This is a genomic window from Pseudomonas sp. 21LCFQ010, assembly GCF_024129905.1.
In the GTDB taxonomy this organism is placed as follows: domain Bacteria; phylum Pseudomonadota; class Gammaproteobacteria; order Pseudomonadales; family Pseudomonadaceae; genus Aquipseudomonas.
This window is the reverse complement of the sequence record NZ_JAMYDZ010000015.1, coordinates 103,881-118,206: the sequence shown is the minus strand read 5'-3', so window position 1 is coordinate 118,206 and position 14,326 is coordinate 103,881. Positions and strand designations below refer to the sequence as shown.

At 61.8% G+C, this 14,326-nt stretch carries 11 protein-coding genes; 10 read left to right on the top strand and 1 reads right to left on the bottom strand.

Annotation, left to right across the window (positions count from 1 at the left end; translation table 11 throughout):
* The first annotated feature begins 14 nt into the window (after positions 1-14).
* From NJC38_RS17830 to NJC38_RS17785, 10 genes are all read left to right on the top strand, one after another.
* A complete protein-coding gene (locus NJC38_RS17830; RefSeq protein WP_253116260.1) occupies positions 15-1,460 on the top strand; it encodes a sigma-54 dependent transcriptional regulator in 1,446 nt (481 codons plus the stop codon).
* A gap of 716 nt (positions 1,461-2,176) precedes the next feature.
* Complete coding sequence (locus NJC38_RS17825; RefSeq protein WP_253116258.1) at positions 2,177-3,580, top strand: polynucleotide adenylyltransferase PcnB; 1,404 nt, start codon at positions 2,177-2,179, stop codon at positions 3,578-3,580.
* Positions 3,573-4,061 (top strand): 2-amino-4-hydroxy-6-hydroxymethyldihydropteridine diphosphokinase, encoded by a 489-nt coding sequence (gene folK / locus NJC38_RS17820; RefSeq protein ID WP_253116256.1) that lies wholly within the window; start codon positions 3,573-3,575, stop codon positions 4,059-4,061. The genes NJC38_RS17825 and folK overlap by 8 nt, the downstream gene beginning before the upstream one ends.
* A 235-nt stretch (positions 4,062-4,296) precedes the next feature.
* Positions 4,297-5,097: a 3-methyl-2-oxobutanoate hydroxymethyltransferase gene (panB, locus tag NJC38_RS17815; RefSeq protein ID WP_253116254.1), complete on the top strand. Its 801-nt coding sequence runs from the start codon at positions 4,297-4,299 to the stop codon at positions 5,095-5,097.
* Complete coding sequence (gene panC, locus NJC38_RS17810) at positions 5,094-5,942, top strand: pantoate--beta-alanine ligase (RefSeq protein WP_253116252.1); 849 nt, start codon at positions 5,094-5,096, stop codon at positions 5,940-5,942. Before panB ends, panC begins: the two co-directional genes overlap by 4 nt.
* A gap of 217 nt (positions 5,943-6,159) precedes the next feature.
* Positions 6,160-7,824: a glucose-6-phosphate isomerase gene (pgi, locus tag NJC38_RS17805; protein WP_045483564.1), complete on the top strand. Its 1,665-nt coding sequence runs from the start codon at positions 6,160-6,162 to the stop codon at positions 7,822-7,824.
* 256 nt (positions 7,825-8,080) lie between these two features.
* Entirely contained in the window at positions 8,081-10,018 is a 1,938-nt protein-coding gene (gene acs / locus NJC38_RS17800) for an acetate--CoA ligase (RefSeq protein WP_253116250.1), read from the top strand.
* A gap of 119 nt (positions 10,019-10,137) precedes the next feature.
* Positions 10,138-11,007, top strand: coding sequence for an oxygenase MpaB family protein (locus NJC38_RS17795; protein ID WP_045483570.1), 870 nt, complete (start codon positions 10,138-10,140; stop codon positions 11,005-11,007).
* Between the two features lie 93 nt (positions 11,008-11,100).
* A complete protein-coding gene (locus NJC38_RS17790) occupies positions 11,101-11,940 on the top strand; it encodes an AraC family transcriptional regulator (protein WP_045483572.1) in 840 nt (279 codons plus the stop codon).
* Between the two features lie 40 nt (positions 11,941-11,980).
* Positions 11,981-12,574, top strand: a complete 594-nt coding sequence (locus NJC38_RS17785) for a LysE family translocator (protein ID WP_253116248.1) — start codon at positions 11,981-11,983, stop codon at positions 12,572-12,574.
* Positions 12,575-12,732: 158 nt separating this feature from the next.
* Here the strand turns inward: NJC38_RS17785 and NJC38_RS17780 are convergent, their stop codons facing one another.
* Complete coding sequence (locus NJC38_RS17780; protein WP_253116246.1) at positions 12,733-14,136, bottom strand: amino acid permease; 1,404 nt, start codon at positions 14,134-14,136, stop codon at positions 12,733-12,735.
* Positions 14,137-14,326 lie beyond the last annotated feature (190 nt).

Here is a 14,326-nt window from a genome sequence, read left to right as displayed (position 1 = left end):
AGAGAACTGAATCAATGCCGCATATTCTGATCGTCGAAGACGAAACCATCATCCGCTCGGCGCTGCGCCGCTTACTGGAGCGCAATCAGTATCAGGTCAGCGAAGCCGGCTCGGTGCAGGAGGCTCAGGAACGCTTCAGCATTCCATCGTTTGACCTGATCGTCAGCGACCTGCGTCTGCCCGGCGCGCCGGGCACCGAACTGATCAAGCTTGGCGAAGGCAAACCGGTGCTGATCATGACCAGCTATGCCAGCCTGCGCTCGGCCGTCGACTCGATGAAAATGGGCGCGGTCGATTATATCGCCAAGCCTTTTGACCACGACGAAATGCTCCAGGCGGTGGCGCGAATCCTGCGCGATCGCCAATCAACGCAACCCCAGCCACAACCCCTGGCCGCCGAGCGCAGTACCGGCAAGGCCGCCAGCGCAACGGACAAACCGACCGCCGCCAACGCCAATGGCGAAATCGGCATTATCGGTTCCTGCCCGCCGATGCAGGACCTGTACGGCAAGATCCGCAAGGTCGCGCCCACCGACTCCAACGTGCTGGTCCAGGGCGAGTCCGGCACCGGCAAAGAGCTGGTCGCACGCGCCCTGCATAACCTTTCGCGCCGCGCCAAGGCGCCGATGATCTCGGTCAACTGCGCGGCGATTCCCGAATCGCTGATTGAATCGGAACTGTTCGGCCATGAAAAAGGCGCCTTTACCGGGGCCAGTGCCGGCCGTGCAGGCCTGGTCGAGGCGGCCGATGGCGGTACGCTGTTTCTCGACGAAATCGGCGAGCTGCCGCTGGAGGCTCAGGCACGGCTGCTGCGCGTCTTGCAGGAAGGCGAAATTCGCCGGGTCGGCTCGGTGCAATCGCAAAAGGTCGATGTGCGCCTGATTGCTGCGACCCACCGCGACCTCAAGACCCTGGCCAAAAACGGCGACTTCCGCGAAGACCTTTATTACCGCCTGCATGTGATTGCCTTGAAGCTGCCGGCGCTGCGCGAGCGTGGCAACGACGTGCTGGAGATTGCCCGCGCGTTTCTGGCCCGGCAGAGCGCCAAGGCCGGACGCCCTGAGCTACGCTTCGGTGCCGATGCCGAGCAGGCCATCCACCACTACAGCTGGCCCGGTAACGTGCGCGAGCTGGAAAACGCCGTCGAGCGCTCGGTGATTCTCAGTGAGTCGGCGGAAATCTCTGCCGACCTGCTGGGCATCGACATTGAGCTGAGTGATCTGGACGAGGTGGATTTCGTCGGCCTGGCGCCGCTGCCCAATGGCGCAAGCGGGGCCAATCAGGATCCCAGTGAAGACCTGTCGCTGGAAGACTACTTCCAGCATTTTGTCCTTGAACACCAGGACCACATGACCGAAACCGAACTGGCGCGCAAACTGGGCGTGAGCCGCAAGTGCCTCTGGGAGCGCCGCCAGCGCCTGGGCATACCGCGGCGCAAGGGTGTCACCAACGAAACCTGATCGCGCGACCAGGTAACAGTTCCCGCCCAGCGAGCAAAACTGTTACCGATCCTTATCCAGACGTAACAAAAGCCGGGGTTTACGGTAACGAAATCCCGGCTTTTTTTCGCCCACCAGCAATCACGGCACGCCCAACCCCTTGATTTACAAGGACTTCAAAAAGTTGGCACGTGTTCTGCTATATGCTTAGTACAAGAAAAATAAAAACCTGTACCACCCACATAATAAAAACAAGACGAATCGACTCACGCATAACAAGAACAACACGGCGGAGGCGCAGCTAACTGATTCTTTTGGAGAGGTGTTGTATTTGGGGCTTGCCCCACGACCAGACTGAGAACAACAAAAACTACCCCAAGGTAGCACCTGAACTGGTTGGATCGATTGATCATTGCAAGACAGCGACCAAAGCAATCCGTTTGCTCTTTACTCTCGGTTTGAGAGGTTTCACAGGCACAAAGCCTTGTGAATGGGCACTCAACAAAAACAAGAAGCCCGACTCAATAATAAAAATAAAGAGCACGCACTTTGGGGGAGCTTCGGCTCCCCCAGTAGCTTCCGGACTTCTGTCACCCTGCCTACAAGGCCCGCAGCACGCGGCCTACCTCCCGCTTAGACGGCTTCCTACACCATTGCTCGATCAAATGCTAGAATCCCCGCCCATCATGCGGTCATTCTCCATTTTTGGCCGAATATTCCTTCAAACAGTGCATCCCATGCTGAAGAAGCTGTTCCAGTCATTTCGCTCTCCACTGCGCACGCCGCAGCAACACACGCGTTCAACGCCGATCGTGCTCAATAGCAATCAGCATTCGCTGCAACGCGCTCAGTTCAGCCGCCATGCGGTGAACATCGTCGAGCGCCTGCAAAGCGCGGGCTACCAGGCCTATCTGGTCGGCGGCTGCGTTCGCGACCTGCTGCTGCAGATCAACCCCAAGGACTTCGACGTTGCCACCAGCGCCACGCCCGAGCAGATCCGCGCCGAGTTTCGCAATGCGCGCATCATTGGCCGACGCTTCAAGCTGGTGCATATTCACTTCGGCCGGGAAATCATCGAGGTCGCGACCTTTCGCGCCAATCATCCCGACGAAGATGAAGAAGAAAACACCCACCAGTCATCGCGCAACTCCAGTGGCCGGATCCTGCGTGACAACGTCTACGGCACTCTGGAAGACGATGCACAGCGCCGCGACTTCACTATTAACGCGCTGTACTACGACCCGGTGACCGAGCGCATCCTCGATTACGCCAACGGTGTACACGATATTCGCAATCGGCTGATTCGCCTGATCGGCGACCCGGAGCAACGTTACAAGGAAGACCCGGTGCGCATGCTGCGTGCGGTGCGCTTCGCGGCCAAGCTGAACTTCGGCATCGAAAAACACAGCATGCTGCCGATCCGGCCGCTGGCACCGATGCTGCGCGATATCCCGGCGGCACGGCTGTTCGAAGAGTCGCTCAAGCTGTTTCTGTCCGGGCATGGCGAGATCACTTTCGAAATGCTCGTCGACCTTGAGCTGTTCGACCCGCTGTTCCCGGCCACCGCCAAGGCGCTGGAATACAACCCGACCTACACCCATACGCTGATCAGCAAAGCGCTGGCCAACACCGACCTGCGGGTGCGCCAGGAGAAGCCGGTCACCCCGGCCTTCATGTTCGCAGCGCTGCTCTGGCCAGCCTTGCCGGCCCGGGTACTGCGCCTGCAAGAGCGCGGTACGCCGCCGATCACCGCGATGCAGGACGCCGCCCACGAACTGATCGTCGAACAGTGCCGCAGCATTGCCATCCCCAAGCGTTTCACCCTGCCGATCCGCGAGATCTGGGACATGCAGGAACGCTTGCCGCGCCGTTATGGCAAACGCGCCGACCAGTTGCTCGACCATCCGCGCTTTCGCGCCGGTTACGACTTCCTGTTGCTACGTGAAACCGCTGGCGAACAGACCGATGGTCTGGGCCAGTGGTGGACCGATTATCAGGACGCCAACGACAGCCAACGGCGGCACATGATCAGCGATCTGAGCAGCAAGTCCGACGAAACCGGCAACGGCCCGCGCAAGCGCCGCCGCAGCGGTTCGAAACGCAAGCGCGGCAGCGACGATGCAGACCTGTTCAATGACTGAACGCGCCTACATCGGCATGGGCAGCAACCTGGCCGACCCGGCGGCGCAGTTGCGCAACGCCCTTGAAGCCATGGCCCGGCTGCCCGACACCCGGTTGGCTGGGGTATCGTCGTTCTACGTCAGCGACTCATTGCTGCCCGGCCAACCGCGCTACACCAATGCGGTGGCGGCACTGGATACTGATCTGGCGCCCTTGCAATTGCTCGACGCTCTTCAGGCCATAGAACTCGATCAAGGCCGCGAGCGTCTGGAGCGCTGGGGGCCACGTACGCTGGACCTGGATATCCTGTTGTTCGGCAAGCAGTTGATCGACGTGCCGCGCCTGCAGGTGCCGCATTACCACATGCAGGCCCGGGCGTTCGTGCTCTATCCGCTGGCCGAGCTGGACGCCGACCTGCAACTGCCCGACGGCCGCCGCCTCGACCAGATGCTGGCCGCCTGCCCCTTCGAAGGCCTTGAGCGGCTGCCAGCCTTGCAGTAGCAATCCTTTAATGCCCAGAGGGCGCTTATAAAAGAAGTTTTTAGAAGCGTCCTCGTAACGGGTAACACCTCCAATTGACTTCACACTCCCGCCTCACGAAGATAGGCCTCCCGCGCCGGCTTGCTGGCGAATGGGCACAAGACAGGCCTTTGCAAAACACCGCGACACGACGGTGTGCCTGCTTTCCAGGATAAATCCCAAGGATTTACAGCGCCTGGTGATGGAGGAACTCTACATGCCGGTTACAACCGTTACGTCGTTGCAGTCGCTCAAGCAAAAGGGTGAAAAGATCACCATGCTGACGTGCTATGACGCGACTTTCGCCCATGTCGCCAGTGGGGCGGGCGTCGAAGTCCTGCTGGTCGGTGACTCGCTGGGCATGGTCCTGCAGGGCCATGACAGCACCCTGCCTGTTACTGTCGCCGACATGGCGTATCACGTCGCCAGTGTCAGCCGTGGCAATCAAGGCGCGCTGGTGCTCGCTGACCTGCCCTTCATGGCCAACGCCAGCATTGAGCAGACCCTGCTCAACAGCGCCACGCTGATGCGGGCCGGCGCGCACATGGTCAAGGTCGAAGGTGCTGCCTGGCTGGCCGACTCGGTACGCCAGCTCACCGACCGCGGTATTCCGGTGTGCGTACATTTGGGCCTGACCCCGCAAACCGTCAATGTGATGGGCGGCTATAAAGTCCAGGGCCGGCTCGAAGCCCAGGCCCGACAGATGCGGGCCGACGCCATTGCCCTTGAACAGGCCGGCGCAGCGATGATTCTGCTCGAATGCGTGCCCACCGAGCTGGCCCAGGAAATTACCCAGGCCGTCCAGGTGCCGGTCATCGGGATCGGCGCCGGCAGCGGCACCGACGGCCAGGTGCTGGTGCTGCACGACATGCTCGGCCTGTCGATCAGCGGCCGGGTCGCCCGCTTCGTGCGCAATTTCATGGTCGGCCAGCCGGATATCCCGTCGGCCATCAACGCCTATGTAGCCGCAGTCAAAGACCTCAGCTTCCCTGCCCTTGAACACGGATTCCAGGCATGAACACAGTCAACAGCGTTCAGGCACTGCGTGCAGCCATTGCCCAGGCACGTAAAGACGGTAAACGCATTGCGCTGGTGCCGACCATGGGCAATCTGCACAGCGGCCATACCACTCTGGTGGCCCGCGCCGCTGAACACGCTGACTTCGTGGTGGCGAGCATCTTCGTCAACCCGCTGCAGTTCGGCGCCAATGAAGACCTGGCCAGTTACCCGCGCACCCTCACCGCCGACCAGCAAAAGCTCCAGCAGTCTGGCTGCCACCTGTTGTTCAGCCCCGGTGTGGACGAGATGTACCCCAACGGCATGGGCGAGCAGACCCGGGTCAGCGTACCGCTGGTTTCCGAAGGTCTGTGCGGTGCCAGCCGGCCCGGGCATTTTGAAGGCGTGGCCACGGTGGTCAGCAAGCTGTTCAACATGGTTCAGCCGGATGTCGCGGTATTTGGCGAGAAGGACTTCCAGCAGCTGGCGGTGATCCGCGCGATGGTCCGCGACCTGAACATGCCAATCCAGATCATTGGCGAACCCACCGTGCGCGCCGCTGACGGCCTGGCGCTGTCGTCGCGCAATGGTTACCTGAGTGATGAGCAGCGCGCCCAGGCGCCGGCCCTGTACCGGGTACTGCGCTCGATAGCCGATGCCCTGCAAGCCGGTGACACCCGGTTCACAGCCTTGCTCGACAGTGGCCGCGACGAGCTTGCGGCAGCTGGCTTTCGCGTCGATTATCTGGAGATTCGCGAGGCTACCAGCCTGCGCCCGGCCACCGCGGCTGATCGCGATGTGGTGGTGATTGGCGCAGCGTTGCTGGGCAAAACCCGACTGATCGACAACCTGCACCTGAGCCGCTGAGGCGTCATTGGCTACTGCAACGGCGCCCTGCGATGAACTAAGCTGGGACAGCAGTGCCATAGCCCTACAGATTGGCGTGGTAATCGATGGCACCCTGGCGTGAAATGCCCGTACATTGAGCAGCGCCCCCAATGTCGAGCCTGCGCTACACAACGGCCGCCGCAGCTGCGGCCCTGACATGTCCACTGGCAGTTCAAGTTAAAGGAAACCCCAAGCGATGGCGTACTACCGCAATCCTTCCGATGTGACCGCTCTGCCCGCCTGGCAGGCATTGAGCCAACACCGCCAGGCAATGCAAGACTTCAGCATGCGCGATGCATTCGCCGCTGACCCGCAGCGTTTCAGCCAGTTCACCCTGAGCAGCAATGGCCTGTTTCTCGACTACTCGAAAAACCTGATCACCACCGAAACCCGCGAGTTGCTGGTCAATCTGGCCAAGGAAGCGGGCCTCAAGGAAGCCATCAAGGCGCAGTACGACGGCGAGCTGGTCAACGCCTCCGAAGGCCGCCCGGCGCTGCACACCGCGCTGCGACGCCCGGTGGGTGACAAGCTGCTGGTCAACGGCACCAACATCATGCCCGAAGTGCACCGGGTGCTGAGCCAGATGACCGAACTGGTCGGCCGGATCCATGACGGCCTGTGGCGCGGCTACACCGAAAAGCCGATCACCGACGTGGTCAACATCGGCATCGGTGGCTCCTACCTGGGTCCGGAGCTGGTCTCCGAATCGCTGCTGGCCTACACCCACAAGGGCGTACGTTGCCATTACCTGGCCAATATCGACGGCAGTGAATTCCACGAGCTGTCGATGAACATCCGTGCCGAAACCACACTGTTCATCGTCTCGTCGAAATCCTTCAGCACCCTGGAAACCCTCAAGAACGCCCAGGCGGCAAGGGCCTGGTATCTGGCTCAGGGCGGCTCGGAAGCCGAACTGCATCGTCACTTCATTGCCGTGTCGAGCAACAACGCGGCGGCGGTGGCATTCGGTATTCGTGAAGAAAACATCTTCCCGATGTGGGACTGGGTCGGTGGCCGCTATTCGCTGTGGTCGGCCATCGGTCTGCCGATTGCGCTGGCCATCGGCATGTCCAACTTCAAGGAGCTGTTGTCGGGCGCCTACACCATGGACCAGCACTTCCAGAGCGCGCCGTTCGAGCAGAACATGCCGGTGCTGCTGGGCCTGCTCGGGGTGTGGTATGGCAATTTCTGGGGCGCACAGAGCCACGCGATCCTGCCGTACGACCATTACCTGCGCAACATCACCAAGCACCTGCAACAGCTGGACATGGAGTCCAACGGCAAGAGCGTGCGTCAGGACGGCAGCCCGGTATCGACCGACACTGGCCCGGTGATCTGGGGCGGTGTGGGCTGTAACGGCCAGCACGCCTACCATCAGTTGCTGCACCAGGGCACCCAGCTGATTCCGGCCGACTTCATCGTGCCGATCGTCAGCTTCAACCCGGTTGCCGACCATCATCAGTGGCTGTACGCCAACTGCCTGTCGCAGAGCCAGGCGCTGATGCTGGGCAAGACCCGCACCGAGGCCGAAGCCGAACTGCGTGAAAAAGGCGTGCCCGAAGAGCAGATTCAGAAGCTGGCGCCGCACAAGGTGATCCCCGGCAACCGGCCGAGCAATACCCTGGTGGTCGAGCGCATCAGCCCGCGCCGGCTGGGTGCACTGGTCGCCATGTACGAGCACAAAGTGTTCGTGCAAAGCGTGATCTGGGGCATCAACGCCTTCGACCAATGGGGTGTGGAGCTGGGCAAAGAGCTGGGCAAAGGCGTCTACCAGCGCCTGACCGGCGGTATCGAAGAGCCTGCCGAAGATGCCTCTACCCAGGGTCTGATCAACTACTTCCGCGGCCGTCATCGCGGTTGATCCCCTTGTAGGGACGACCCATGCGGGAACGACCTTGGTCGTGAAAGCGGCGTGATATTCACAGCAGATAGTGTGAATGTAACGCCCCCTTCACGAGCGAGCTCGTTCCCACTGAGGTAGCAACTCAGATCTGTGAGAACACCCTCTGTGGGAACGAGCTCAGATCGGTAACACCCGCGCTATGCCTACCGGGATTGAACCCTCCTCCCCCTTGCCGCTCCTATTCTTGTAGAGACCCAAGAACAAGGAGCATGGCATGTTGCAGCTCAGCGATTTCCCTCAAGCCGATGCCGTACGCCGCGCAGCGCGCCTGAGCCCGGATGACTATCAGCGCCTGTATCGGCAGTCTATCGAGCAGCCGGAACAGTTCTGGGCCGAACAGGCCAACGCGTTTCTCGACTGGGATGCACCCTGGACCCAGGTCTGCCAGGCCGACCTGCACACCGGCCAGGCGCAGTGGTTCAAGGGCGGCAAACTGAACGTCAGCTACAACTGCATCGACCGCCACCTGGCCAGCCGCGGCGATCAGCCGGCCATAATCTGGGAAGGCGACAACCCCGGCGAGTCCGCCGAAATCACCTACAAGAAGCTCCATCACCATGTGGCACGGCTGGCCAACGTGCTCAAGCAACGTGGCGTGAAAAAAGGCGACCGGGTGTGCATCTACATGCCAATGATCCCCGAAGCCGCCTACGCCATGCTCGCCTGCACGCGCATCGGCGCGGTGCATTCAGTGGTGTTTGGCGGCTTCTCTCCAGAAGCGCTGCGCGACCGGATACTCGATGCCGACTGCCATACCGTGATCACTGCCGATGAGGGCGTGCGCGGCGGCAAGTACATCCCGCTCAAGGCCAACGTCGACAAAGCGCTGCAAAGCTGCCCGGCGGTCACTACCGTACTGGTGGTAGAGCGTACCCAAGGCGAGATCAACTGGGTCGAAGGCCGGGATATCTGGTATCACCTGGCGCTCAAAGGGGTCGATGACCATTGCCCGCCCGAGGCGATGGACGCCGAGGACCCGCTGTTTATCCTCTACACCTCCGGCAGCACCGGTAAACCCAAGGGCGTGTTGCACACCACCGGCGGCTACCTGTTGCACGCGGCGCTGACTCACAAGCTGGTGTTCGACTACCAGGATGGCGAAGTCTACTGGTGCACGGCGGATGTCGGCTGGGTCACCGGCCACAGCTACATCGTCTACGGCCCATTGGCCAACGGCGCGACCACCCTGATCTTTGAAGGCGTGCCTAACTACCCGGACAGTTCGCGCTTCTGGCAAGTGATCGACAAGCATCAGGTGAACATCTTCTACACCGCACCAACCGCACTGCGCGCCCTGATGCGCGAGGGTTCCGGTCCCTTGCAGAGCACTTCGCGCAGCAGCCTGCGGGTGCTGGGCAGTGTCGGCGAGCCGATCAACCCCGAAGCCTGGGACTGGTACTTCCGCCAGGTCGGCCAGGCGCGCTGCCCCATCGTCGATACCTGGTGGCAGACCGAGACCGGCGGCATCATGCTCAGCCCACTGGTGGGTGAGGCGCGGATCAAACCCGGTTGTGCCAGCCGGCCGTTGTTTGGCGTGCAGCCGGTGTTACTCGATGACAAAGGCCAGCCAATCGAAGGCGCGGGCAGTGGCTTGCTGGCGATCAAGGCCAGTTGGCCAGGGCAGATCCGCAGTGTGTACGGTGACCCGCAGCGGATGATCGACACCTATTTCAAGCCTTACCCCGGCTATTACTTCACGGGTGATGGTGCGCGCCGCGACGAGGACGGTGATTACTGGATTACCGGGCGGGTCGATGATGTGATCAATGTGTCCGGGCACCGGATCGGCACGGCGGAGGTCGAGAGCGCGATTGTGCTGCATGACAGCATTGCCGAGGCGGCCGTGGTCGGTTATCCGCATGAGGTCAAAGGCATGGCGATCTATGCCTTTGTGACCCCGGTCAAGGGCGTGGAACCCTCTGATACGCTGAAGCAGGAGTTGCTGACGCGGGTCAGTGGCGAGATCGGCAGCTTTGCCAAGCCTGAGCTGATCCAGTGGACGCCAGCGTTGCCCAAGACCCGTTCGGGCAAGATCATGCGACGGATCCTGCGCAAGATTGCCTGTAACGAGCTCGACAGCCTGGGGGACACCTCGACCCTGGCCGATCCGGCGGTGGTGGATGAGCTGATCGACAAACGGATGAACCGTTGAGAGGGTTTATCCGTTAAATGCGACCCGGCGCTTGAGCATCAAGGCGCTTAGCCTTCATTATTCGCGAGCAAGTTCGCTCGGGGTTATGCTCCGGCCCGTGGATCAGCCTTAGGCGTTATATGGAATTCATTCGCCGTCGTATCGAAACGCAGGTTCTGAGCCTGACCGGCCTGGCGCTCGGTCAGCTCGACCTGGAGAACCCCAAGGGTGACCCTGGCCTGTTCGGCCCGCAGGCGGTGTGCTGGCGGGTCAATGGGGATTTCACCAGTATGCTGATCGGCGGTATCAGCGCGCTGATGCTGCAGACCCTGCATCCACTGGCATTGTCCGGGGTCTGGGATCATTCGAGCTTTCGTCAGGACATGCTCGGTCGCCTGCGCCGCACCGGGCAGTTCATCTCAGGGACCACCTATGGCTCGACGCAGGATGCCCAGTGGCTGATCGACAAGGTACGGCGTATTCACCTGCAGATCACCGGCACTGCACCGGACGGCCGGATTTATGCGGCCAGCGATCCGGCCTTGCTGACCTGGGTGCATGTCGCGGAGGTCAGTTGCTTCATGGCCGCGCACCTGCGTTACCTCAACCCGCAGCTGTCGCCAGCCGAGCAGGACGCCTATTTTGCCGAAACCGCCCTGGTCGCGGAGCAACTGGGTGCCCGCAACGTCCCGCGCTCACGCCAGGCGATTGCCGAGTATCTGGACAATATCCGCAGCGAACTGGTCTGCGACCAGCGCAGTCATGAAGTGATCCGCCTGCTGCTGGCGGAGCCGGCGCCCAATCGGCTGGTCAAACCGTTCGGCGCGCTGATGATGCAGGCCGGTATCGAGCTGTTGCCCAACTGGGCCAGCACCATGCTCAGCCGCCAGCAGAGCGCGCCCAAGCGCGCCCTGATCCGCACCGCCGTGCGCAGCGTGGCGCCGGTATTGCGCTGGGCAGTGCGCAACGGCTCGGTGCACCGCGCGCGGCGGCGCATGGGGGTGCAATAACCTGATCGCGCTGCACAAATCTTCTAGATAGCCAGCGGCCCGGAAGGACGATAATGGCGGCGCGAATGAACCTGCGGGCACCCTTGACCGATCATGCCGACCACTAGCTGGATCACCCTCAAACTGGATGCCGAAACCGGGATCGAGACCATTCGGGCGCACTTTACCGGCCATGCCTACGACCCGCACTGGCACGACTGTTATCTGGTGGGCATTACCGAGCAGGGTGTGCAGCAATTCAACTGCCGGCGCCAGTTGCACAGCAGCACGCCAGGCCAGGCGTTTTTGCTGGAGCCCGGCGAAGTTCATGACGGCAATGCGCCGCTGAGCGGTGGTTTTACCTATTCGACCCTGTACCTGCAACCGCATTGGCTTGAAACCCAGATGCAGGCATTGTTCGGCGACGCCCCGGCCAACAGCCTGCCCGGCTTTCGTCAGACCCTGGCCCACGAGCCGGCGCTGGTACAGCGCATCGCCCAGGCCTTTGTCGCGCTGCATCACCAGGATCTGCGGATTGTTCGCCACGCGGCGCTGGATGCTTTGCTGGAAACCCTGAGCGCCACCCTGCACTGGCGTCAGGCCGAACCGGGCAGCGCGCGGCTGCCGCAGGTGGCTATCCGCGCACGCGAATACCTGCACGCCCACGTCGAGCAGGATATCGGCCTGGATGAGCTGGCGCGGGCCAGCGGCGTCGACCGCTTTCGCCTGTCACGGGCGTTCAAGGCGGCTTATGGGCTGGCGCCGCATGCCTATCTGGTGCAACTGCGCCTGAGCCTGGCACGCAGGCTGCTGCATCAGGGTTCGACGCCTGCCGATGTCGCCGCCGCGCTGGGCTTTGCCGACCAGAGCCATCTGGGCCGCTGGTTCCGCCGCGCCTACGGCCTGAGCCCGGCCGCCTACCGCAAGCACTGCACAAACCTTCCAGACCGCTGAGCGACAGGTACGGACAATCGGCAGCTCCAAGGAGCTAGCCATGACCCACTATCTGCCCTTCATCCTGTTCGCCTTCGTTGCCTCGATCACACCCGGCCCGACCAATATTCTGGTGCTGAGCAACAGCGCCCTGCACGGCCTGGGCGTCGCGCTGCGCATTGCGTTGGGTGCCAGTGCCGGTGCGGCGCTGATTGTGTTACTCACCGGGCTGGGCCTGGGCGAGTTTCTCCAGCGCCTGCCCTGGTTGCAACAGCTGATGGGCTGGCTGGGTGTGGCCTGGATCAGCCTGCTGGCCTGGCAACTGTGGCGTGCGCCCGCCAGCGTGCTGACAGCCGACAGCCAGAGCAAAGCCATGGGCGCCTGGGCCGGCGCAGGCCTGCAACTGATCAACCCCAAAACCTGGCTGATGGCCCTGGCGGTGGTCAGCGTGTTTACCGGCGCACAGGCAAGCGCAGGCGATTACGGGCTGTATGCCGCGATCTTCTTTATGATCGCCACTCCCTGCCTGCTGGTCTGGGCGTTGCTGGGGCGCGGGGCGGCTAGTCTGCTGACAACCGCGCAAGCCATGCAGCGCTTCAATCGCGGCATGGCCTTGCTGTTGTTGGGGTCAGCCTGGGGCGGGCTATTCGTTTGAGCTTTGCAAACCTCTGTGGTCGCGAAAGGACCAGTACATTCGCCGCAGGTGCTGTGACTTCATAGGCCTCTTCACGAGCAAGCTCGTTCCCACCGTATTTCAAGGCTGAGTTGAGGTGGGAGCAAGCCAAGCGCCGGTCCAAGCCAACAGTCCTGGTTTCAGGTCTTTTCCTGAGCCTGTGCAATGACATTCTCGGGCTGCTCATGCCGCCCGGCAACGAAGATGCCGATCAGCGAGATGGCCAGCGCCAGGCAGATGGTCGAGGTGATTTCCGCGCGGTGATCCGGGGTGATCATCATCACCACCAGCGCGGCCGAGATAAACAGGATCACCGCATAGGTCAGCCACGGGAACAGCCACATCGGCAAGGCAATCTCGACTTTCTGCCGGGTCAGCTTGCGGCGCATGCGCAGTTGCGAGATGGCGATCACCAGGTACACCAGCAACGCGATGGCGCCGGAACTGGCCAGCAGGAATTCAAACAGCCCGGACGGCGCGAAGTAACTGACGACGGTGATAATGGCACCGAGCACGACACTGGCGTACACCGCCATGCGCGGCACACCGACCTTTGATGTCTTGCGTACTGCAGCCGGTGCTTCGCCGCGCTTGCCCAACGAGTAGAGCATGCGCGAGGAGATATAGATCGACGAGTTCATGCAGCTACCCACCGCGACCAGCACCACCACATCGACCATGAACTTGGCGAACGGGATGTCCATGATCTCCAGCGCCCGCTGGTAAGAGCCCACCACGGTCAGTTGCGGGTCGTTCCATGGCACCACGGAAATGATCACGAACACCGACAGGATGTAGAACACGCCAATGCGCCAGATCACCGAGCGGGTGGCCCTGGCGATGTTGCGTGCGGGGCTGGCGGACTCAGCAGCAGCGATGGTCACCGCTTCAGTACCGATAAAGCTGAACATCACCGTGATGAAGGCCCCGACCACTGTCGACCAGCCGTTGGGGGCAAAGCCGCCATGATTGGCCATCAGGGTGGTCAGGCCGCTGGCCTCGCGGCCCGGCACCCAACCGAACAACACCGCAAAACCGAGGCTGATGAAACCGATGATTGCGGCAACCTTGAACAGCGCGAACCAGAACTCGAACTCGCCGTACTTGGCCACGCTGAACAGGTTGGTCGCGGCCAGCAGCACGATCGACAGCAAGGCGAACAACCAGGCATCGACCTGCGGGAACCACTGATGCAGCACATGGCCGGCGGCCAGCGCTTCGATGGGGATGACCAGCACCCAGAACCACCAGTACAGCCAGCCGATGGTGAAACCGGCCCATGGCCCGATGGCCTGGTCGGCGTAGGTGGAAAACGAACCGGTGTCCGGGTTGGCCACAGCCATTTCGCCGAGCATGCGCATCACCAGCACGACCAGCAAACCGGAACACAGGTAGGAGAGGATGGTGGCCGGGCCGGCGGCGGCGATGGCGTGGCCGGAGCCAACGAACAGGCCGGCGCCAATAATGCCGGCAATCGATAACATCGTGACATGACGCGGCTTGAAACCTTGCGCCAGTTGACCACTGGAGTCGGGGCTGATCATGGTGCTTGTTCTTCTCTTTTTTGTGTCGACGGGTACAGGCTGGCTACCCTGGAAACGGCGCACCTTACACGCTGAGGCACATCGGGAGTAACTACAACGCACGCCAATGAAAATGCCCCGCCACCTTACCCTTGGGCTGCATGGGGTCTATTACCCGATTGCGCCCCGACCAAAGCCAATCACGACATGG